General features: G+C 38.9%; 18 protein-coding genes. 11 read left to right on the forward strand and 7 right to left on the reverse strand.

Annotated features, from left to right (window positions below):
- Nucleotides 1-2 precede the first annotated feature (2 nt).
- From leuB to ACF3OC_RS15840, 4 genes are all read left to right on the forward strand, one after another.
- Nucleotides 3-1076, forward strand: a complete 1074-nt coding sequence (leuB, locus tag ACF3OC_RS15825; RefSeq protein ID WP_094257814.1) for a 3-isopropylmalate dehydrogenase — start codon at nt 3-5, stop codon at nt 1074-1076.
- Nucleotides 1077-1110: 34 nt separating this feature from the next.
- Complete coding sequence (locus tag ACF3OC_RS15830; RefSeq protein WP_094257815.1) at nt 1111-2271, forward strand: 2-isopropylmalate synthase; 1161 nt, start codon at nt 1111-1113, stop codon at nt 2269-2271.
- A 55-nt stretch (nt 2272-2326) separates the two neighbouring features.
- Entirely contained in the window at nt 2327-3580 is a 1254-nt protein-coding gene (gene ilvA / locus ACF3OC_RS15835) for a threonine ammonia-lyase IlvA (RefSeq protein WP_094257816.1), read from the forward strand.
- A 465-nt stretch (nt 3581-4045) separates the two neighbouring features.
- Nucleotides 4046-4567 carry a DUF2911 domain-containing protein gene (locus ACF3OC_RS15840; RefSeq protein ID WP_094257817.1) on the forward strand — a complete coding sequence of 174 codons (522 nt, stop codon included), beginning with the start codon at nt 4046-4048 and terminating at the stop codon, nt 4565-4567.
- A gap of 53 nt (nt 4568-4620) precedes the next feature.
- Here the strand turns inward: ACF3OC_RS15840 and ACF3OC_RS15845 are convergent, their stop codons facing one another.
- Entirely contained in the window at nt 4621-7023 is a 2403-nt protein-coding gene (locus ACF3OC_RS15845; protein ID WP_392469821.1) for a prolyl oligopeptidase family serine peptidase, read from the reverse strand.
- Between the two features lie 471 nt (nt 7024-7494).
- On the opposite strand from ACF3OC_RS15845, the gene ACF3OC_RS15850 reads away from it, so the two are divergent.
- From ACF3OC_RS15850 to nrdF, 4 genes are all read left to right on the forward strand, one after another.
- A complete protein-coding gene (locus ACF3OC_RS15850) occupies nt 7495-7728 on the forward strand; it encodes a glutaredoxin domain-containing protein (protein ID WP_094257818.1) in 234 nt (77 codons plus the stop codon).
- A gap of 21 nt (nt 7729-7749) precedes the next feature.
- On the forward strand, nt 7750-8157 hold the full coding sequence (gene nrdI / locus ACF3OC_RS15855; RefSeq protein ID WP_179221476.1) for a class Ib ribonucleoside-diphosphate reductase assembly flavoprotein NrdI: 408 nt from the start codon (nt 7750-7752) through the stop codon (nt 8155-8157).
- The gene (gene nrdE / locus ACF3OC_RS15860; protein WP_094257819.1) at nt 8117-10222 is read left to right on the forward strand and encodes a class 1b ribonucleoside-diphosphate reductase subunit alpha; all 2106 of its coding nucleotides are present in this window, start codon (nt 8117-8119) and stop codon (nt 10220-10222) included. The genes nrdI and nrdE overlap by 41 nt, the downstream gene beginning before the upstream one ends.
- 103 nt (nt 10223-10325) lie before the next feature.
- Nucleotides 10326-11312, forward strand: coding sequence for a class 1b ribonucleoside-diphosphate reductase subunit beta (nrdF, locus tag ACF3OC_RS15865; RefSeq protein ID WP_392469822.1), 987 nt, complete (start codon nt 10326-10328; stop codon nt 11310-11312).
- A 239-nt stretch (nt 11313-11551) separates the two neighbouring features.
- Here the strand turns inward: nrdF and ACF3OC_RS15870 are convergent, their stop codons facing one another.
- The 6 genes from ACF3OC_RS15870 to ACF3OC_RS15895 form a co-directional block, all read right to left on the reverse strand.
- Nucleotides 11552-13186, reverse strand: a complete 1635-nt coding sequence (locus ACF3OC_RS15870; RefSeq protein ID WP_392469824.1) for a RagB/SusD family nutrient uptake outer membrane protein — start codon at nt 13184-13186, stop codon at nt 11552-11554.
- Nucleotides 13187-13197: 11 nt separating this feature from the next.
- Nucleotides 13198-16221, reverse strand: a complete 3024-nt coding sequence (locus tag ACF3OC_RS15875; protein WP_392469825.1) for a SusC/RagA family TonB-linked outer membrane protein — start codon at nt 16219-16221, stop codon at nt 13198-13200.
- A 261-nt stretch (nt 16222-16482) separates the two neighbouring features.
- A complete protein-coding gene (locus ACF3OC_RS15880) occupies nt 16483-17661 on the reverse strand; it encodes a glycoside hydrolase family 76 protein (protein WP_392469827.1) in 1179 nt (392 codons plus the stop codon).
- Nucleotides 17662-17798: 137 nt separating this feature from the next.
- Nucleotides 17799-19514, reverse strand: a complete 1716-nt coding sequence (locus ACF3OC_RS15885) for a GMC oxidoreductase (RefSeq protein ID WP_392469828.1) — start codon at nt 19512-19514, stop codon at nt 17799-17801.
- A 3-nt stretch (nt 19515-19517) separates the two neighbouring features.
- Nucleotides 19518-19997, reverse strand: coding sequence for a gluconate 2-dehydrogenase subunit 3 family protein (locus tag ACF3OC_RS15890; RefSeq protein WP_392469829.1), 480 nt, complete (start codon nt 19995-19997; stop codon nt 19518-19520).
- 52 nt (nt 19998-20049) lie between these two features.
- Nucleotides 20050-20709, reverse strand: coding sequence for an HAD family hydrolase (locus tag ACF3OC_RS15895; RefSeq protein ID WP_392469831.1), 660 nt, complete (start codon nt 20707-20709; stop codon nt 20050-20052).
- A 495-nt stretch (nt 20710-21204) separates the two neighbouring features.
- Between ACF3OC_RS15895 and ACF3OC_RS15900 the strand changes: the two genes are divergently transcribed.
- Genes ACF3OC_RS15900 through bcp form a run of 3 tightly spaced genes read left to right on the forward strand, consistent with a single transcriptional unit; the run spans nt 21205 to nt 24012 of the window.
- Nucleotides 21205-21816, forward strand: coding sequence for a fumarylacetoacetate hydrolase family protein (locus tag ACF3OC_RS15900; protein WP_392469832.1), 612 nt, complete (start codon nt 21205-21207; stop codon nt 21814-21816).
- 1 nt (nt 21817) lies between these two features.
- The gene (locus ACF3OC_RS15905) at nt 21818-23539 is read left to right on the forward strand and encodes a M23 family metallopeptidase (protein WP_392469835.1); all 1722 of its coding nucleotides are present in this window, start codon (nt 21818-21820) and stop codon (nt 23537-23539) included.
- 11 nt (nt 23540-23550) lie between these two features.
- Nucleotides 23551-24012 carry a thioredoxin-dependent thiol peroxidase gene (gene bcp, locus ACF3OC_RS15910; protein WP_392469837.1) on the forward strand — a complete coding sequence of 154 codons (462 nt, stop codon included), beginning with the start codon at nt 23551-23553 and terminating at the stop codon, nt 24010-24012.
- Nucleotides 24013-24044: the final 32 nt, after the last annotated feature.

The following is a 24044-nucleotide window of genomic DNA, read 5'->3' on the forward strand; positions in this document are numbered from 1 at the left end:
ACATGAAGAAAAACATTCTTATTATTCCCGGTGATGGTATCGGACAAGAAGTTACCAGCTGGGGAAAAGAAGTTCTAAATACAATTGCCGAGAAATATAATCACGAATTTATTTTCGACGAGGCAATCATGGGCCATACTGCTATTGAAGCAACTGGAAATCCACTTCCGGATGAAACATTAGAAAAAGCGAAAGCTTCGGATGCGATTCTATTTGGTGCGATTGGTCATGCCAAGTATGACAATGACCCTTCGGCAAAGGTACGTCCTGAACAAGGCTTATTGAAAATCCGTAAGGAATTAGGTTTATATGCAAACCTTCGTCCTATCCTATTATTCGATGAGTTATTGGATGCTTCTAGCTTAAAACCAGAAGTATTGCGTGGAACGGATATTCTATTCTTCCGCGAGTTGACTGGTGATGTTTACTTTGGTGAGAAGAAACGTAATGAGGATAATACTTTCGCTTCAGACTTGATGAATTACAATCGTTATGAAGTTGATAGAATTGCTCGTAAAGCATTTGATGCGGCTAGAACGAGAAGTAAGAAATTATGTTCGGTAGATAAAGCTAATGTTTTGGAAACCTCAAGACTTTGGAGAGAGGTCGTTCAGGAAATTGCCAAGGAATATCCAGATGTTGAAACCGAACATATGTTTATCGACAATGCAGCAATGCAATTGGTAAAGAATCCGAAGAAATTTGATGTTGTATTGACAGCAAACTTATTTGGTGACATCCTAACGGATGAGGCCTCTCAAATTGCTGGATCAATGGGAATGTTAGCTTCTGCATCTGTAGGTGATGGTACTGGCTTCTTTGAACCAATTCACGGATCTGCACATGACATTGCTGGACAAAATAAAGCAAACCCATTGGCATCTATTCTTTCTGCAGCATTGATGTTGGACATTGCGTTCGGCTTACAAGAAGAAGCGAAAGAGGTAACCAATGCTGTTGCGGAAACATTAAAGGCAGGCTGGAGAACTGGCGATATCGCGAATGCGAATACTCCATCTGACAAGATCTTAGGTACCAAAGAAATGGGTGCTAAAGTTTTAGAATTTTTAAAATAGAATTAATCAAGGTATAAACATAAATTGAAACAATATGTTACACGATCCTAATCACTTATACATTTTCGATACGACATTACGTGACGGTGAGCAAGTACCGGGTTGCCAATTGACAACTCCTGAGAAAATCGAAATTGCCAAAGATTTGGAACGCTTAGGGGTTGATATTATTGAGGCAGGATTCCCTGTTTCTAGCCCTGGAGATTTCCAATCGGTAGTCGAACTATCTAAGGCTGTTAATGATGTGATCATCTGTGCGCTTACCCGTGCTAACATGAACGATATCGATGTGGCCGCTGAAGCATTACAATATGCGAAAAGACCGCGTATCCATACTGGAATCGGTTCTTCAGACATGCACATTAAATATAAATTCAATAGTACTCGTGAAGAAATCCTAGAACGTGCTGTTGCTGCTGTAAAACATGCTAAATCTTATGTTGAAGATGTAGAGTTTTACGCTGAAGATGCTGGCCGAGCGGATTTAGAATTCTTAGCGAAAATGATTGAAGGCGTAATTGCTGCAGGTGCTACTGTAGTCAATATTCCTGATACAAATGGCTATTGCTTACCAGATCAATACGGTTCAAAGATTAAATATCTTAAAGAGAACGTTAAGAATATTGATCAAGCAATCATCTCTGCCCACTGTCATAATGACCTAGGCTTGGCTACTGCGAATTCTATTGCAGCAATTCAAAATGGAGCACGTCAGGTAGAATGTACCATCAATGGTATTGGTGAACGTGCTGGGAATACCTCTTTAGAGGAAGTTGCCATGATCTTGAAAGTTCACAAGCAAGCATTCGGAGGATTATCTTCAAACATTGACAGCACCATGTTTACTTATCTATCTAGAAAAGTAAGCGAGATGATGAATATGCCGGTTCAACCGAATAAGGCTATCGTTGGTCGTAATGCCTTTGCACACAGCTCAGGTATCCATCAGGATGGATTCTTAAAACATCGTGAGAACTACGAGATCATCCGTCCTGAGGACGTAGGCTTAGCTGAAGCGGATATCATTTTGACAGCTCGCTCAGGAAGACATGCTTTAAAACATCACTTAGAACGTCTAGGATACAATCTAGACAAAGATAAATTAGCAGATTGCTATCAAAGATTCCTAGTATTAGCGGATGCTAAAAAGGAAATCTGCGATGATGATTTGTTGATATTAGTAAAAGAAAATTAATAAAAAGGCTGGTTAACCAGCCTTTTTAACCACCTAAACAAACGAACGGAATAGAATGAGCTTGGATTTATCAACATTGACCATAGACTCGATAGCGGCTAAAGAGCAGATCAAGGATGTGGTTACCCGTACTCCATTGCAGTACAACCTTCACCTTTCTGAAAAATACGGAGCAGAAGTCTATCTAAAAAGAGAGGACTTACAAGTTGTAAGATCTTATAAACTTCGTGGTGCATTCAACAAAATCTGCAGTCTTTCACAAGAAGAAAGAGAAAGAGGTGTTGTATGTGCTAGTGCTGGGAATCACGCGCAAGGCGTGGCTCTATCTTGCAAAAAATTAGATATTAAAGGCGTAATCTTTATGCCTGGTCCTACCCCAAGACAGAAAATCACACAAACTGAGATGTGGGGAAATGGAAATATTCAGATTGTTCTTACTGGTGATACTTTTGATGACTGTCAAAGAGCAGCATTAGAGTTTACCAAGGAACATAACATGACCTTTATCCCTCCTTTTGATGACTTGAAGGTTATTGAAGGCCAAGGGACTGTTGCAGTAGAGATTTTAGAAGACCTTCCAGATGTGGATGCTGTTTTCATTCCAATAGGAGGTGGAGGATTATCCTCTGGAGTAAGCTATCATATGCGTAAGTATGCTCCAAATGTAAAATGCTATGGGGTAGAACCTGAAGGAGCTCCTTCCATGCAAGCCGCATTAGAAAACGGTGGACCTATCGAACTAGAGCATATCAATAAGTTTGTAGATGGTGCTGCGGTGAAAAAGATTGGTGCAATTACATTTGATATCAGTTCGCAATTGCTTGATAGCGTTAAATCCATTCCTGAAGGTAAAATCTGTACAACTATCCTAGAATTATACAACAAGGATGCGATAGTTGCAGAACCTGCTGGTGCTCTATCCATTGCTGCTTTGGATTTCCATAAAGAGGAAATCAAAGGTAAAAAGGTCGTTTGTATTGTTTCCGGAGGAAACAATGATATCGATAGAATGAGTGAAATCAAGGAACTTTCCTTATTATATGAAGGTTTCAAACATTATTTTATCGTTCGTTTCCCACAAAGACCAGGCGCATTGAAGTTATTGGTAACTGAGGTATTAGGTCCGAAGGATGATATCACTCGTTTTGAGTACATTAAAAAAACAGAAAGAGAAAGAGGTCCTGCGTTAATTGGTATTGAATTAAATGATCCAAATGACTATATTACCTTTATAGAACGATTAAAGTCTTACAAATTTGACTTTATCGAAGTGAATAAAGACCAGACATTATTTGAGTATTTGGTCTAAAAACGCAACTAACCCTCCAAAATAAAGTAGATGCAACGGCTATTATATCTTATGGTCGTTGCTTTTTTATTTTACAGATATTATCAATTTTTTGACTTATTTGTTACAAAACAAGAAATAAATATTTAGTCAACTAGACTGTTAAAAGTTTGGAATTCCTCCCATCCTATTTCCATAAAAGATTAGAACATCAATTTGAAAGCATATTTCCCGTTGCGCCATTCAAACTGATGTTCTAAAAAAGATTGTTAATCTTACTTAATAAACTAACTAAAAACATACTCCATAACTTGCAAAGTATTCTCAATATTAGAAAGATTAACTGTTAAGAAGTGTAAACAAATCCTAATGTTTTCTTAAATTCTTAATTCTAACACTTTTCAAGCGTTTTTTCTCAGCCCAACTCACAACAAAATTGCTTATTTTCAGTTTATTATAATATTATAAACCAAAATCACACACACAATGAAAGCATCAACTATCTTATTAATTTTCACCTTGCTTTGCAGTTTTTCATTAACGCAAGCACAAGAAAAAAAACCAAAAGCAAGTCCTCCGGATAGCGCAATAGTCACCACTTCGGATGGAGTAAATATTGCTATCAACTACAGCAGCCCTTCCCTTAAGGGCAGAAAATTAGGTGTAGACCTTGCCAAAATCGGCGAAGTATGGAGAACCGGCGCTAATGAAGCAACTACTGTTGAATTTGATAAAAATGTTCAGGTAAATGGTCAGAAGCTTCCTGCCGGAAAATATAGTCTTTATTCTATTCCCGGAGAGGAGCAAACTACAGTTATCTTTAATAAAACCTGGAAGCAATGGGGAACCCAATATGACCAAAAAGACGACGCATTGCGAATTGTTGTCGACAATGAAGAGAACGCCGATAATTTGGAACGTCTAAAAATCACTGCCGATAAAGATGGAAAAATCCATCTGGCTTGGGGTAATTATGCCTTGTCGATGAATGTCAAAGCAGATAAATAAACAAAAGGAGTCCTTTGTTGAAAAGGACTCCTTCTTTTTAAATCAATAGTAACCTATTGTTTGTTCTTCACATACTTTTCCAAGAACTGATCTTGTTCCCAAAGCAAATGGAAGATATTCTCTTTTGCAGCATAGCCATGAGATTCACGCGGCAATAATACCATCCTCACAGGCGCTCCAAGGTTCTTTAAAGCCTGGAAATAACGCTCTGTTTGAAGAGTAAATGTTCCAGGGTTATTATCAGCAGCTCCATGCACCAATAACATTGGCGTTTTCATCTTATCAGCACTAAAGAATGGAGACATCGTGATATATAAATTAGGATCATCCCATAAATTCCTTTGCTCACTCTGGAAACCAAATGGTGTTAAAGTCCGATTGTATGCGCCAGAACGAGCGATCCCCGCAGCGAATAACTTCGAATTACTTAAAAGATGCGCCGTCATAAAGGCACCATATGAGTGGCCTCCAACCGCGACCTTATTTTTATCAACATATCCTAGTTCATCTACCGCATTGATTGCTGCTTCAGCATTACCAACCAATTGCTCGATAAAGTTGTCATTGGGTTCCTGTGTCCCCTCGCCTACGATCGGGAAAGCCGCATTATCCAATACTGCATATCCTTTTGCTACCCAATAAATAAATGACCCATAACTTGGGAATGTAAATAACTTCGGATTATTGGTGCTTTGACCAGCGGTGTTCTTGTCCTTATATTCTCTAGGATATGCCCAAATTAATAGCGGCAATTTCTCTTTCTTGTTCATATCATAACCAGCAGGCAGATACAAAGTTCCAGAAAGATCTACACCATCCTTACGCTTATAATTCAACACTTCCTTATGAACTTTATCCAAGGATTGAAAAGGATTAGCAATTTCAGTAACTGCCTTCTGCTTTCCAGATTTGATGTTCTTAGAATAATAATTCGGAAAATCCGTAGGCGACTGCAGAGAAACCAAGATATCACCTTTATCCATGTCGATAACCGATGAAATTCGTTCCTGCATATTCGATTCCTTAGCCGTATAAATACGTTTCTTCTTTTGGGTCTTGAAATCATATTCATCAATAAATGGAAATTCTCCCTCTTTAGTATATCCATCACCGATCCAATAGGACTTACCATTTTTAATATACATGCTGTAAGCACCATATTGATTTTTATCACGATAAGGAGTTCCTGGATCAGAATAAATATCCTGAACATTCAAATCATAAATCACTTGGTTTTTACCAGTACTAGGATCCAACAAGTAGGTTTTTCCATTTCTGGTGTCATACCATTGGCTATAGACCAACGCATATTGATCATTACCCCAAAGCGTTCCAGCATAACGGTCCTTGATCTTAATCAAAGATTTAGGTTCGGCGTTAAATGGTGCATCCCAAACAAATAATTCATCCCTGAATTCTGCAGGCTTATTCGCATCTCCCCCATCCAATGCCTGAACAAAAGCCAAGGTAGCTGGTTTATCCGTACGCCATGATAAAGAACGTTTGCCCGGACGTGTCGAAGAGAAACCTTTAGGCATAACTTCCATCAATGGAGTAGCATTCACCTGTTTAATCAGATTTCCTTTCAGATCATAAACATTTGTTTCACTTGGGAAGCTACCATAGGTAACCACATATGAAAAAGGTTTCTTCAAGGTCGTAACCAAGACATATTGTCCATCGGGAGAAACCGATGACCACATGTGGAGATCAGCATTTCTAAACGGTTCTTGATTTCCATCCAAACTTAACCACACAAGTTTTGAATTCACCAAATTCTCAAATTGACGTTCATCCTGTGGGTTTTTTAATAAATCCTGATAGGTACGCAATTGAGAGACCTGTCCAGAAGAACTGGAAACCACCGGACCAGTTGGTAATTCATCTGGGTTTCTTACTTTATCTTCCGCAGAACCCTCAATGACACTCAACAATAAACGATCAGAGTTCTTATACCACATAAATGGCTGATGCATGACAGCATTCAAGTTATACTCGGTTAACTTTTTCAACTCTCTTTTTTCAAGATCATAGACAAACAAGGCTACTCCAGTCTCTTGGGTGTTTGTAAAAGCTAATTTCTTGGAATCAGGTGAGAATGAGACATTCGAAATCTGTGGATTTTCAGGCAGCGCAATTTCAATTACCTCTTTTGACCCTGCTGGACTAAGGCTTAAAGCATCGAAATAAGTCTCGGTACTGGATATATGAGCTTTAGCATTGATCCTTAATCCGGCTAATTTGGTCTCTTCGAGGCCTAATTCAGATAAGGTTTTATAAGTAGGGCGATACATGGAAAGCACCCATTTTTTGTCGCTACTCATTTGAATACTGGGAGGTCTTTTGAAGTCAGCCAATTGAAGTATTTCGGCGGATGGTTTTTGGAAGGTGACATTCTCTTGTGCAGACACACTTGAAAACAACAAGAGAAATGGAACTAAAAATCTACATTTCATAATCATAATTTCATAAACATTTTTAATAATTCGTATTGGGCACCCTTGGTTCGGGGGCTTACTTCTTAACAATTGTTAATAAAGTCAAGCTTAAGATTTACACAAAACTAACAATATATTATTTATTAATTTAGTTTTAAAAATATATAACGATTTTGGTTAATATTAACAAAAAATGAGGGCTAATTTGACAATAAAAAGAGGAACGATTTAAAGGAAAAAATTATCCATCATAAGTTATCAACATAGCTACAACGCTGTAAAACAACACTTTACTAAAAAGCGAATGTTACCAAGCCTGTTTTAACCTGATTTTAAAAATCAATGTGGAAAAGTATCGTTAACGAACCGAGGAAAAATAAGGGATATTTGTTCTACTTAAGAAAATAACCTTCTTAAGTATCAACGTTTTTTTATTTATCAAAGGACCAAAGCTTAAAATAGCTAAAATTCTTTTAAACTTAATATATCATGGCAAGAATCATTAAATTCGAAAAAAATGACTGTGCGCCATGCGCACAAGTATCGGCATACCTAGACAGTAAAGGTATAGCCTATGAAACCATTAACCCTTTCGACGAGCCTGAATTAGCAGTTAAGTTTAAAGTTCGTACCGTACCTACTGTGATCGTATTGGAGAACGATGAAATCAAAAATCGTATTATCGGGTTTAATCCTGTTGAATTAGATCAAATCGCATTATAGTAATCATAAACCGGAGGAATTATGATTTATTTATACTATGATTCTCGAACAGGTAATGTGGAACGCTTTATTAACAAAGTGGTTCAAATTACCGGATGGACAGCCATCCGCATCCAAGAAGGTGTGGAAATTAAAGAAGCTGGACATTTAATTACGTATACCACTAATTTTGGTAAAGTTCCTGAGAAAACGGATGCTTTTATGAAAGATAAAAATCATCTGATTAGCTCAGTTACTTCTAGCGGAAACCGAAACTGGGGAAGAAACTTTGCAATTGCTGCAGACAAATTATCTGAATTGTTCGACATCCCTACGGCGATGAAATTCGAACTTTCAGGAACAATGGAAGATATTAATCAATTTATTGACATCATAAAAAATCAGTACTATGATAGCAAACGAGGTAGCGAAAAACTGGATATTGCTTAACAACGAAATCATGATCAAACATGATGACGAGTTCAGCTTGCATAAAGACAAGGAGGCTGTACGCGCCTATTTCCTGGAATATGTAAATAAGAACACAGTGTTCTTTTACACATTAAAGGAAAAAATCGACTATTTGATAGAAAACAATTATTACATCGATTTCTATCAATGGTTTACGTTCGAGCAAATGGAGGAGGTATACAATTATGTATTCGCCAAAAAATTCCGTTTCCAATCTTTTATGGCTGCATTCAAATTCTTCCAAAGTTATGCACTACGTGATGACTCTGGCGAGAAGTTCTTGGAACGCTATGAAGACCGCGTTGTTGCTGTTTCCTTATTCCTAGCTAGAGAAGAAGGTGTGCAAAAAGCTATCGAGTATGCCGAAATCATGATCAATCAAGAATATCAGCCCGCTACCCCGACTTTCTTGAACGCTGGAAAAAAACGTTCCGGTGAATTGGTATCATGTTTCTTAGATGAAATTGGTGACAACCTAAACGGGATTGGTTATGCGGTTGACTCAGCGATGAAGCTTTCTTCTATCGGTGGTGGGGTATCATTCAATATCTCTAAAATCCGTGCTCGTGGTGAAGCGATAAAAGGTGTAGAAGGACGTGCTGGAGGAGTATTACCAATCATGAAAATCATGGAGGATACTTTCTCCTATGCAAACCAATTGGGTCAACGCCCAGGTGCTGGTGCTGTATATTTAAACATCTTCCACTCGGATATCGAAGAATTCTTGGATTGTAAGAAAATCAACGTAGATGAGAAAGTGCGTATCAAATCACTTTCAATCGGTATCATCGTTCCTGACAAATTCATGGAGCTTGCTGAGAAAGATGAGCCTTGCTACTTGATCTACCCGCATACAGTAATGCAAGAGTACGGTCAGTACCTTGACGAAATCGATATGGATGCGATGTACGATGAGTTAATCACGAATCCAAACGTTAAAAAGAAAAAAATCAATGCCCGTCACCTATTGGTGAAGATTGCTCAAACACAAAAAGAGTCGGGATACCCTTATATCTTCTTCAAGGAGAACACCAACCGTGCCCATGCATTAAATGGAATCGGTAAAGTGAAATTCTCTAACCTTTGTACTGAGATCATGCAAGTATCAGAAGTTTCTGATATCAATATCTACGGTAAAGAAGATACCATCCGTTACGGAATTTCTTGTAACCTAGGTTCCTTGAATATTGCAACTGTAATGGACAACAAACGCATCAAAGAAACTGTTAAAACCGCTATGCGTGCTTTAACTGTAGTATCTGATGTGACCAATATTGAAATGGTTCCTTCCATTGCTAAAGCAAACCGTGAGTTACACTCTGTAGGATTGGGCGCAATGAACTTACATGGTTATTTAGCGAAAAGCTTTATCATGTACGAATCGACTGAAGCATTAGATTTTGCCAACATTTTCTTCATGGCAATGAACTACTACTCGATCGAAGCTTCCATGGAAATCGCAAAAGAACGTCAGCAAACATTCGTAGGATTTGAGAAATCAGCTTACGCTGATGGAACTTATTTCGATAAATATCTTTCTCAAGAATACAGTCCGAAAACTGAAAAAGTGAAGGAATTATTCGAAGGAATTCATATCCCTACAAAAGAAGATTGGGAAAACCTAAAAGCACAAGTTGCTGAGCATGGTGTTTACCACGCTTACCGTTTGGCTATCGCTCCGAACCAATCTACTTCATACATTATGAATGCAACCGCATCTGTAATGCCAATTGTAGACATTATCGAAGTGAGAGAGTACGGGGATAGTACAACGTACTACCCAATGCCGTACTTGACAAATGACAACTACTTCTATTTCAAATCAGCTTATGATATGGATCAGATGAAAGTGTTGAAACTGATCTCGGTTATCCAACGTCATATTGACCAAGGTGTATCGACCATCCTTCACACCAATTCTAAAGACTCCACTCGTGACCTGGCGAAATATTATATCTACGCGCACAAGTTAGGATTGAAATCTCTATACTACACTCGTACGCGTAAATCAACAATCGAGGAATGTATTTCATGTTCAGCATAATACAGAATCCTTAAGAAATAAGACCTATAAATTCAAAGAAGCTGAACTGGAAATTGAAATAAAACCAGTTCAGCTTCTTTAACTAAAAGATACAAGAATAGCAATGAGCAAACAATTTACAGCGGTAAACTGGAATACACCAGACAACGATTATGCCTTGATGTTCTGGGAACAGAATATCAGACAATTCTGGATTGATACAGAATATATCCCTTCCAAAGATATTGACAGCTGGAAAGGCCTAAGTTGGGACATGAAAGAGTGTTATAAGAAAGCATTGGGCGGACTTACTCTTTTAGACACCTTGCAAAGCCACACCGGTATGCCGAAAATTATCGATCATATCGACTCATTGCAAAACAAAGCAGTTCTTTCATACATGTGTATGATGGAAGCAATCCACGCAAAATCATATTCTACCATCTTTACAACGGTTTCTACAACCAATGAAATCAACGATGTATTCGGATGGGTATCTCAAAATAAATTCTTACAATATAAAGCCTCAACAATCGATAAATACTACCGTGCTATCGATAAAGAAAATGTATCGGACGAGGAATTATTTATGGCTCTTGGTGCGTCTGTATTGTTAGAATCTTTCTTGTTCTATTCTGGATTCTTCCTTCCTCTTTGGTTATGTGGTCAAGGACAAATGGTAGCTTCTGCCGATATCATCAAAAAGATTATTGCTGATGAATCTATCCACGGTGTTTTCGTAGGATTGATCGGACAAGAGGTATTCGCAAGATTACAGAACAAAGCAGAAGTTAAACAACGCTTCTTAGACTTGTTAAACGATCTGTATGAGAACGAAATTAAATACACCGAAGAATTGTACACTGTTGTAGGATTAACCGCTGAGGTGAAAGAATACGTACGTTACAACGGAAACAAGGCCCTAATGAACTTAGGCTTTGATCCAATCTTCGAAGTAAAACAAGTAAACCCAATCGTGTTGAACGGTCTGAACACAGAAACAACACAACACGACTTCTTCTCCAAAAAATCAACTAACTACGAAAAAGCAACTGAAATCGTGCATTTAAAAAATGAAGATTTCATTCTAGATGCTACCGTAGAGATTTAATATTCTTTGTTATAAAAAAAACTCCCCTCAGTATTGAACTGAGGGGAGTTTTTTTTATAGATATGAGTATTGAGATGTGAGATTTGAGATATCAACCGTGAAATGTCTTTTTTTAGATATGAGTATTGAGATATGAGTATTGGGATATCAACCGGGATATATTTGAAATATACCTATAAGGTATTAATAGCCACGATTTTTCCTTTCCACTGTCTCATATCTCATATCTCATATCTCTCCTAGTAACCTGGGTTTTGTTTCAGGTTAGGGTTGATGGCCATATGTTGTTGTGGAATTGGGAACAATTCCTTGTTGACATCGTTGGTTGCTTTATGATCCCACCATGCTCCGGTTGTGTATTTTCCGAAGCGGATAAGATCGGTTCTGCGCTTACCTTCAAAGATAAACTCACGGCCACGTTCAGCCAATAGTTCATCTAGGGTCAAGGTAGCTGTAGTATATTGGTTGGCAGCCCAATCTGCTGCTGCGAATGAGCGCTTCTTAGACTCATTGATTAACTTCACAGCCTCTTGGTTTGCCGTTCCACCATTCTTGCGCATGATGGCTTCAGCCTTATTAAAGTAAACCTCGCTCAGACGGTAGATCAGGTAATCATTCTCTTGGTAGTTATCATCCGATAAGCGACCTGATTTATACTTGTTAAACCTTGCTCCTGAGTTTTCTTCTCCTTCTGCCATCGATCCCTGTGAGGTTTTATCTCCTTCACTCTCGCGACGAATTGAATTAACGAATACTAAAGGTTGTTCAGAATACTCTTCTGTTCCCAAAACAGGGGTTTTAGTGCCATATTTATATTGAGGACCGAACAAGAACCAATCTTTCTTTCTTAAGTCTTTGGCATTGTAAGCGTCAAACGCAGTAGGAATAACCACGAATGCATTCCAACCTCCGTAACCTACGTTTAAGGACTCTTTCATATAATCATATCCGAAATAGAATCCGCCCCAATCAAAAGCCCATCCACCTTTACGGCTGAACTGGAATTGGAATAGCGCCTCTGGATTTGCCGAGTTCGTATTGCTGAAGGCAGCATTGATGTCAGCAGAAAGCTTGGGGGTACCACCGATTCCGCCGCCAGCACCTGAAATAACTTTATCCGATGCAGCAATTGCTTGATCCCACATGGCAGTGCCCGACCATTTCTGTGCATTCAGATATAACTCCGAAAGCATGGCATAACCCGCTGCTCGGTTTACTTTACCCACTGATTCAGCAGTCAAGTCTGGCAACTTCGGAACCTCAGCCTCCAATTCGGTCTTGATAAAATCAAAAACCTCTTTTCTGGTCTTGGTCTCTGGGTTCAATGGCTTATCAGCCACCTCAACTGCAATCGGAACATTACCCCACATATCGATTATGCGCATGTAGTGGTATGCTCTTAATACTTTCAATTGTGCAACAGCGGTATTGATCTCTTCTTGGGTCATCCCAATGCTTGCAAAATCCAATTTCTCGATATCCCCAATGGCATTATTGATAAAACCTACACCGGTCCACATCAAATCCCACGCATTCTTCAGTCTATTTTCATTTACTGTCCAGGTATGGTAGTGCATACGGAAGTGGTCTCCCCCATCATAACCATGGCGACCTTTTTGCGGCCAAGCCACTTGATCAGCTGCCAATTCGGAATGATAATAAAATCCAGAACCTCCTGTAGGGGCCAACCAAGCCTGCATGTGCGTGAATGGTCTTAATACGGCCTGCTCTACTTCCAATTTATTCTTATAGAAACTTTCCTGTTCTAATTTGCTATATAGATTCTCATCTAAATTGGTGCAAGCGGAAAGTCCAGCTGTCGCTATTACTGCAACGGCTGCAAATCGTATCGTACGTTTATTTAATAATCTCATAATTTACTTCTTTAAAAACCAATATTTAATCCCAATGACCATGATTGTGTTCTAGGGTAGAATCCTCTAGAATCGATACCTACATCAAATCCAGTATCTTGCAATTCTGGATCAATTCCAGAATAAGAAGTAATGGTTGCAAGATTTCTTGCGGTCATATACACATATAAATTCCTCAAATAGTCATTCTTAAGGTTGAAAGTATATCCAAGGGTAATATTGTCGATCTTAACAAATGAACCGTTCTCCAAATAGTAGTCTGAGTATTGCGGGTCATCCTTCAAGGCAGCATGTTTGCCGAATGCAGACTCCAATACGTTGTTCGGTAACCATTTTTGGTTTCCAAAATACATATCTGCAGTGTTCAAGATATCATATTTGAATTTACCTCTTAAGAATACGGTCAGGTCAAATCCTTTATAACTGAATCGGTTTCCTAGGGAAGCCTGGAATTTTGGAATACCATTCCCGATATAGGACAGGTCATCATTGTTGATTTCGCCAGCATGCGCTGTAGAACCATCAGCTTTGTAGAATAACCATTTTCCAGCATCGTCAAATCCAGCGAATCTCTTGCCGTAGAATGATCCTACCTCGCCACCTTCTTCCAGACGGATAGCATTACCCAAGTTTCCTGGCGAAGGCAAACCTCCGAACTCTAACCAGTTACTCTTGAAGATATCACTGGATAGTTTGGTCAACTTGTTCTTTTGGTAGTTACCGGCAAAATCAACTTGCCATGTAAAGTTATCATTGGCGATTGGTGTGCCGGTCAATTGGATCTCGATACCTTTGTTCACCACTTCACCTACGTTGTACCAAATCGATGGCTGTACGTAAGCAGGCAACTGCGCATTGTATTCATACAATAAATCGGTAGTCTTTCTGTGGTACACATCGATAGCACCCGTCAATCGATTATTGAACATACCAAAGTCAACCCCGATATTGGTTTCTGCTTTTTGCTCCCATTTCAAATCTGGATTCGGGTTTGTGGAGATACCGTAAGTTTGGTAATAGATTCCGTTCTGCGGATATACACCACCAGTACCTAAGGTAACTAACGATAGGTAGTTAGGGATACCTTGGTTACCTGTAACACCATAACCAGCACGTAATTTCAGGTCATTAACCACTTCTTTGTTGGTAAAGAAGTCTTCGTTTGAAATATTCCAACCTGCTGAAACCGCTGGGAAATTACCCCATTTGTTGTTGGCACCAAATCTTGAAGATCCTTCGCGACGCAAAATTGCAGTAACAAAGTACTTATCCGCATAATTGTAGTTTACACGTCCAAAGAATGCGATCAGGGTATTGTCTTCTTTAAATGAATTCAATCCTGGTCTAGGTAATTTATCATTAGTAATGGCAGTACCGGAGTTAAAATCCCAATCTAGGAATCCGTCGGTGGTAAAACCATTATTGTTCATGTCAAACCACTCCAAAGTTGAGTATTGATAACTATAGCCTAATAATCCCGTAACGGTATGTTTCTCGTTGAAGGTTTTGTTATAGTCAATCGTACTTTCAAAGGTTTTTGTCCAGTTCAGTTCATTGCGCTTATACGCATATCCCATTCCTTGGTAGTTTGAGTCTTCTCTTTGGTCCCAATCTAATTTAGAACGGAATTCACGACCATTCCAGTTGTCTCTTACATAAGATCCGAATGCCGAAACGCTCAATTCGTCCAAGATCTTGAACTTCAAACGAGCATCTCCAGAGAATGTCTGTTGGTTTCGCTCATTTATCCTATAAGCCAATCGGCTCATCGGGTTATAGTTATTGTATTCCTGGGTTTGGAAGAAAGTTCCATCAGAATTCACCAAGGGCGCAGTCGGGTTACGTTGAATGGCTTGTTCAAAATCACCTGTTTGTCCACCCAATAGATTAGCTTTATTAAAGTTGGCAGCAATGTTAGCTGACAAGGTCAAACGATCCTTCAATCCTGTTTGACTGAAGTTGATACGACCACCAAATTGCTCTTTACCATTTTCCTTCGCCACACCTTTTGCCTGTTCATAGTTGAAGGAAGCACGGTATGTTGAGTTTTCTCCACCGCCGCTGGCAATGAAGTTATGGAAATGCGAAAAGTTATCCTTATTGATCAATTCATCATATAGGTCAGTTGTAGCACCCAAATCAGATTTTGGTCTATTCAAACCTACGACAACTTTATCTCTAAACTGAGCCGCGTCCAACATGCTTGGTCTGCGGTTTACGATTTCAGTCTGTCCATAGGTCAAGTATTCAAACTGAGGAGTTCCAGCCTTACCTTTTTTCGTTGTGACCAAGATTACCCCACCATTTCCTCGCGTACCATAGATTGCCGCAGCAGAACCATCTTTCAAAACGTCGATGGACTCGATGTCCCCTTGTTTGATCAGGTCCAGGCTACCACCAGGGATACCATCGATTACAACCAATGGACTATTGGATCCTTTTAGGGATGCCATACCACGTAACTGGATATTGGTTCCCGAGTTCGGGTTACTTCCTTGAGTCCTGGTAACATTCAGACCAGCAACTTTACCTTGTACCAATTCCATTGGGTTACGCATTCCCCCTCTGTTAAAGTCCTTTTCTTTTACAGATGCCACGGCAGAAGTAATCTCCTTACGTTTTTGCGTTCCATAACCGACTACAACGACTTCATCAAGTGCTTCTTCATCGGGGCTTAGGTTTACATTGGCTACTGCTGAGGTTACGGGAAATTCTTGCGATTTATAACCTAGGTAGGTAATCTGAAGGATATCCCCATTCTCAGCAGCGATGCTAAAATTACCGGCATCATCGGTTTGGACGGCAGCCTCTTTTCCTTTCACACGGACGGTTACTCCTGAAAGTACATCGCCTGTGCTTGCATTCTTAACGGTTCCTGTCACTGTCTGTTGAAATTCAACCTTCTCCATTCTAGTCGCTTCCGAATACGGCATCGTCGCAGCATTTCCATAACTGCTGGCCAGCAAAGCAAAGCACAATATGCTCCCTCTGACAAAGCCTTTCCGATACATTTTTGAACTGTAAATGTTTGGCATGTTAATTAACGTTAATGATTTAATAATTTAAAAAGGTTTACAAACAAAGTAAAAATACTAAAACGTTTTAGTATACGTGTTAAATCAGAATAATCCCAATTGACACAATAGTAATAACGTAAAAATTAGTTAAATATTGTCAATGCGATTATTGATATTAAGGAAAAATAGGAATTTTAAGTTTAATAAAGGAATATTAAACCATGATTTTAATAAAAACTTATGATATCACAAGCTAAAACATTTAGGCAATTAATGTCGTTAAATGGAAGCTATCCGAGCATACATTTCCACCATCGCTAACTGGTCCAAAAGCCACTTTTTCGAACTCTTACGCTCCCCTTTCCAATCTTTGTTGAAAAGACCATTTTCGTCCCGAAGATTAGACCATGCGTGAGTCAGATTATCCTTGAATGAATTCAGATAAACAGGGTTTTTGTCCAATGGATACAACTCTACAAAACCCCTTAACATGACCGCAATAAACCAGGCATCAGAGTTCTTTAAAAGTCGGAATTCCTTCCCTCCATGTTGGGCCTTTGAATGGAAGAAATAATCATGAGCCGATGCAGCAATCAATTGCGCATCTTGAAGGTATTTTTGCTCCTTCGTGATTTTAAATAACAAGGCAGCCGATTGTAACATCTGCCCCGAATTATATGGAAATTTTGTTTTGTTCACTTTCCCTGTAAGTGAAATATTATCATAGTAAAGATGGTCCATCGGGTCTTCCAAATTTTCTTTGGTCCACTGATAAAGATTTATAGCCTTTTCTAAATACTCTTTATTTTTTGTCCCTTGATATAATTTCAATAAATAAACGACCGCCGGAGCATTTGAACAGGTGTTTTTAGACTCTTTTTTCTGTTCACACCAATATATTCCCCCACCTAGTTTATCATCCATCCCACTTTCCACAAAACGCCAGATTTCCTCCGATTTATTTAGAAAAGACTTGTCTTTGGTCGTCAGATACAAGTCTGCAAAATCGATCCCTAACCACACATTATCATCGTAGAACCGATCCGATAGAGCTGCAGTATTAACATAAGAGGCATAACCTACGGGGCTTCTTTTATCGAAATAATGTTCCAAGCCAGGCAATACCTTCGTTTTAATATCGTTTAGGATTTTAGGATTTTTATCTTCCTCATACCTCGCGACCTGAGCAGATAGAGATCCGGAAAACGGCCATAAATAGGAATAAGCATTCCCTTTTCTACCTTGACTCGGATTGGCTAGGTAACTAGCCTCATATGAATCGTCATAAGGGTAATTTTCCCTGAGCAAAACCTCATTCTTGATTCCATAATGCTTGTAAATCGAATCCAATGTTATGGAAGCTTGCGCCGAGAATGTAGGTTCTACCTTCTTTTTCTGAGCATAAACTCCAATGATCCCCAATACACAAATTACAGTTAGAATGAATGATTTCTTCATGGCCTAAGATATATTAACAATAAAAAAGCAATCGGAAAACTAGGTTTCCATAGGTTGATTAATTCAGGTAAAACCCTGAAAGGTTTAGAAATTCATTGTGGGGCAACCGCGAAGTTGACCCGCAATGAATAAAGATATTATATATTTCCTTTTTTCAATTCATTGACTGCATGATCCACAGCTCTTGCGGAGAATGCCATATAGGTCAAGGAAGGATTTTGTGTGGATGTCGAAGTCATACATGCGCCATCCGTGACATACACATTCGGACAGGCATGAATCTGATTCCAACTATTAAGGACAGAAGTTTTCGGATCTTTCCCCATTCGGGCACCACCCATTTCATGGATATCCAATCCAGGAGCTTGTGAACTTTCATTCCGCTGGATATTTTTAAAACCAGCTGCTGTAAACATCTCCTCCATGGTATCCAGATAATCCTTCTTCATTTTTGCATCGTTATCGTCGTAATCAACTGATATTTTCAGCAATGGAATTCCCCATTCGTCTTTTTGTTGGGTATCTAAAGCCACATAATTTGATTCCTTCGGAATGGTTTCACCCATCATGTGGGAACCGACTCCCCAATTCCCATATTTCGGGGTTAAAATTGAATTTTTTAGATCCGTGCCCATACCCGATTCATCCGACCAAGAAGAACGATATGCTCCAAAGCCTGCAGCATAGCCTCTTAAGAAATCCATTTCTTGCTTATGAAGATTGCGGAATCTTGGAATATAACCACCACCTGCTGGGTTTCGACCATCCGTTTTATATTCCAGCATCCCTTCGTATTCTCCACTGATTCTAGCACTGTAATTATGAAAAGCCACATATTTACCCAATGTTCCCGAATCATTTCCTAAACCATTCTGGAATCTATTGGATTTAGAGTTCAACAATAACAAGGTCGAGTTCAAGGCAGCAGCATTTACAAAGATGACTTTGGCATAAAAATCCATCTCCTCTTTGGTTTCGCGATCAATAACCTTCACTCCTATGGCCTTTCCTTTATTTTCATCGTACAGAATAGAATGCACCACTGAATTTGGTCTTACCGTCAAGTTTCCAGTTTTGGCAGCCCAAGGTAAAGTTGAGGCATTTGAACTGAAATATCCTCCAAAAGGACAGCCTCTTTGGCATAAGGTACGATTTTGACATTGCACCCGGCCTTGATCCAAATGAATTTGATTTGGCTTAGAAAGGTGCGCACAACGAGCAGAAATTACTTTCCTACCTGGATATTTACCTTCTACTTGTTGCTTGAAGTATTTTTCAACTACGTTTAAAGGGTAACCAGGCAAAAACTCGCCATCTGGAAGCTCCGCCAAACCATCTTTATCACCAGCAATCCCTGCGAATCGCTCAACATGGTCATACCAAGGTTTCAGATCTTGATATCTAATTGGCCAATCCACGGCAAAACCATCCCTTGCAGGGCCATCGAAATCAAAATCCGACCAACGTTGCGTTTGTCGCGCCCATAGCAATGACTTCCCGCCAACCTGATAGCCTCGAATCCAGTCAAATGGTTTTTCCTGAACATAAGGATGTTCCTTATCCTTTACAAAGAAATGCGCTGCATCTTCATGAAAAGCATAGCATCTGTTTACAATTGGATTATCCTGTTTAACAGCATATGGCATTTCGCCACGATGCTCAAATTCCCAAGGATAAAGATTGGTTGTAGGATAATCTTTAACATGTTGAACATCGCGACCGCGCTCGAGAACCAATGCTTTTAATCCTTTTTCACATAATTCCTTAGCGGACCAGCCACCTGAAATACCTGAGCCAATCACAATGGCATCGTAACTACGATTTTTTTCTGAATCAATATTTAAGTTTGCCATTGATTATGCATTCATTTTTAAAGCTCCGTTGTATCTTCCAGGAACCAATTCGTAAACCAATTTATTTTTCATCACATATTCCGAGTTTTTATACCCTTGAATAGTCCTTCCTTTAAGAACAGAGAAGAAAACATCACCTTCAGGCAATGCCAAAAGGTAAGCCTGCTGTTCTTCCAGCGGTTTACCTTTTATTTTGGCCGCTGCTGCTAAGCCATCTATAAATTTCTTTTGATTTTCCGGACTCGTGCAATCGTCCAGCATTTTCATCACAAAAAGATGAAGGTTCAATTCTTTGGCTCCAGGGCTATCAGTTTTTGGAATAATAGCCTCTACCAATTCAGCTAACAATTGTTCATCCTCTAAATCGAGCTTCACATTATTCAACTGAATGGAAGGAGATTTCGAACTAAAATCACAGGAAGTAGCAATCATCATACCTCCTGCAACGATAAACATTTGCTTTAATGCGGTCCGTCTGTCCATAAGATTCATAATCTAGATTCCTAAATTACAAATTAAAGGGATAGAAAACCGCTTAATTTAAGGAAAGCAACGATTTTTTTACTTCTGCTAAATCGTTTAATAACTCATCAGCATGTTTCAAACGACTTTTCTCAACCTCTTGTTGAGTGACTGTAATACAGTATAAACCTGCATTTTTTGCCGCCGTACAGCCTGTACTCGTATCCTCAACTACTACAATCTCTTCCTTAGGAATAGATAATTTATTGACTGCCAATAGGTAAGGCTCAGCATTGGGCTTAGGATTTTCAACTTGTTCTCGGGTTACAAAAAACTCAAAGTAATCCAATAGTTGATGTTCACCCAAGACAATGTCTACGGTGGTCTGATAACTCGAAGTCACTAAACCTATCTTTTTTCCAGAAGCATGAACTGCTTCTAAAATTTCTTTAGCATGCGGCATCAACCGAATATTGGACATATTCGCCTTGCTATAACCTGCTCGTGTGGCGAACCACATATCCTCCTCATCCACATTCAATTTATATTCTTGGTTCAGCATTTGAACATTATGGTTCAAGGTATGACCTGCAAAATTGCTGATCCACTCATCAAAGTCAATTTTCAAACCATAATCATTCTCCAAAATTGGAGCCCAAGTACTGAAATAAAAAAATTCGGAATCAATTAATGTTCCATCCAAATCGAATAGAACTGCATTTATATTTTTCATGCTACAAATTTAACCAATTAACATTAAGCCAATGTTAAATAGCATTGGCTTAACAATAAAGTTATCCTGAAAGAGAATTTTTCTCAATCGCATTTACAGGAGCTTTCTCCATATTCATTCAAAAATACTTTAGATCAAATTATGCTTTTTGCCGCACCTTCTTCGGACCTCCTCCGGACATCAGTCGGATCTTGGTCGTAAAATTTCGAACAAGGTCCGACGATGCTCCGGGTAAAGTGTGAATGAATTATTAATTAGGCCCATATTAAGGGATAAGTACTATTGAATCAAAACGGATACCCATTCTAAAGGTCAATGTAAATTCATTGTGGATTATTCAGCATAATTTGCTAGACCTTTTGGCTTTTCTTAAGTTTGCTTTGCCCTTATTCAGCATTCGGATCAATGTTAGTATGATTGATCCTTAAATGAGTTGAAAGGGTGATTAGAAATTATAGAAGCAAGAATTAAACTACCATAAAACTTCAGAATTATATGAAAATAATTGCAGTCGGCAGAAACTATATTGACCACGCCAAAGAGTTAAACAATCCGGTTCCAGAAAAACCAGTTATCTTTCTTAAACCAGATACTGCAGTTTTAAAAGACAACAAGGATTTCTATTATCCTGAATTTAGTAAGGATGTTCATTTTGAGGTTGAATTGGTCCTCAGGGTTTGTAATGAAGGCAAGCATGTATCAAAAAAGTTTGCGCATAAATATTATGATGCGATTGGCCTAGGCATTGATTTTACTGCTCGAGACTTACAGACGGAGTTAAAGTCTAAGGGCTTACCTTGGGAACTTGCCAAAGCTTTTGATCATTCTGCGGTTGTTGGTGAATTCATTCCAAAGGAAAACATGGAGAACTTGGAGAACATAAACTTTTCGTTGTTAAAAAATGAAGAAACGGTACAGCAAGGAAATAGTGCAGATATGATTTTCGACTTTGACAGCTTAATCACATTTGTATCCAAATATATAACGCTAAGGAAAGGAGATTTGATCTACACAGGTACTCCAGCTGGAGTTGGTCCGATACAAATTGGGGACAAATTGGAAGGATTTTTGGAGGACAAAAGCATGTTCACATGCCAAATAAAATAATATGAAGAAACTAACGCTATCCCTTTTATTAGCAGTATCTATTGCGGGAAATCTTTCTGCGCAAAGCAAAAATATTATTAAATCCAGGACTTACCCCCAAGGGTATTTCCGGAACCCTTTGAATATCGCTCCTGATGCCTCGGGAACATTTGGAGAATTAAGGTCTACCCATTTCCATGCAGGGGATGATTATAGGACCCAGCAACGCATTGGGCTCCCTTTACATGCAGCAGCAGAAGGATATGTTTCACGTGTACGGGTGCAAATTGGTGGCGGAGGAAACTCCGTTTATATTGCACATCCCAACGGCTTTACTACGGTATATTTACACATGGACAGTTTTAATGATGCTCTGACCAATATTATCCGCGCAGAACAATATAAACAACAACGTTTTGATGTGGATATGGAGCTAAAGCCTGGCCAAGTAAAATTATCTAAAGGTCAGTTTATTGGGAATGCCGGGAATACGGGTGGTTCAGCAGGACCGCATCTGCACTTGGAAATCCGGGATACAAAATCACAACATCCTTTGAATCCGCAATTATTTGGCTTACGTTTTACGGATAACTTCGCCCCAACCATCAATGGAATTATGGTCTATGACTTAGCAGACCCTTTATTCAATGAAAACACCGGTCGCAGATATCAACAACTGAAAGCATTGGGTTCAGGGCGTTATACATTAGCATCTGCTGCTCCAATTTCTGTGAATGGAAAATTCGGTTTAGGAATCAATACGATTGACAGGCACCGTGCTGGAGGTTTTCAAAATGGAGTGTATTCCATTGAATTATTCCTGGATGGAAAAGCAGTATCCACCGTATTATTCGAGGAACTGGATTTCAATACTTCCAGCGCCATACATTCCTATTTAGACTTTCCTCAATTCAAAAGAACCAAGGTAAAGGTTCAAAAGAGCTTTAAGGATCCAGGGAATCCGATTGAGATCTTTAAATACCTCGATAAAGATGGAACAATAGAACTGAAGGATGATGCTGTTCACGATGTTAAATATGTCGTTAAGGATGTTCATGGAAATTGTAGTGAACTTGATTTCAGGGTGCGAAATAACCCAGCCTATGTGGCAAAGAAAAACCCTAATAAAGGAGAGCTATTTCCTTACACTAAGGATAATGCCTTTACAACAGATGCAGTAAAGGTGGAGATTCCAAAGGGAGCATTATATACAGATCTAGATTTTGTTTACTCCAATAGTGCGGAGCGACCAAATAGTTATTCAGCAGTTCATCATGTTCAGAATAATTTAACACCATTATTTTCGACTTATAAACTAAGCATTAAACCGACTTCATTGCCAAAAAATCTAGAAAGCAAGGCTATCATAGCCTCTGTTGAAGGCGGTTCTGTGGGTGGTAAATTTGAGAACGGATGGGTTTCGGTGAACACTAAAATATTTGGTTCTTTTTATGTGACGGTGGATACGATTGCCCCAACCATTGTAGCGAGGAATTTCAGTAATGGGAAAAACGTAAGTGGCCAATCGAAAATTGATTTTACGATTTCGGACAATTTCTCAGGTATTCAATCCTTTAATGCCTATATTGATGACAAGTGGGTTTTGATGGAGTATGACTCCAAGAACAGACATGTCTGGCATCGTTTTGACCCATCCCTGAGCAAAGGGCAACATACTTTTAAGTTTGTTGTAAAGGATTGGAAGGATAATGAAAAGGTTTACCAGGCAACATTTATTAGATAAAAAGGAAGATTATGGCAGAATTAAAAGTTGGGGATAAAGCTCCTAATTTCAAGGCGAAGAATCAAAACGGAGAAGAGTTAAGTTTATCAGATTTCAAAGGGAAAAAAGTGATTTTATATTTTTATCCGAAAGACAATACCCCTGGATGTACGACGGAGGCGTGTAATTTCCGTGATAATTACCAAAGTTTATTGAAGGATGGGTTTGAGGTTATAGGGGTGAGTATTGATAGTGAGCAATCCCATCAGAAGTTTATTTCAAAGTTTGAGTTGCCGTTTAACCTGGTTTCGGATGAGGACAAAAAGATAGTGGAATCCTACGGAGTTTGGGTAGAAAAAAACATGTATGGGAAGAAATATATGGGAACTGCTCGAACGACCTTCATCATTGACGAAAAAGGTACAATTCAACATATTATTAAAAAAGTTGACAATAAAAACGCGAGTCAACAAATAAGAGATTTATTGGCATAATAAATCAAACGAATACATTATATTTGCCCCTT

This window comes from Sphingobacterium cellulitidis (genome assembly GCF_043187465.1).
In the GTDB taxonomy this organism is placed as follows: domain Bacteria; phylum Bacteroidota; class Bacteroidia; order Sphingobacteriales; family Sphingobacteriaceae; genus Sphingobacterium; species Sphingobacterium cellulitidis.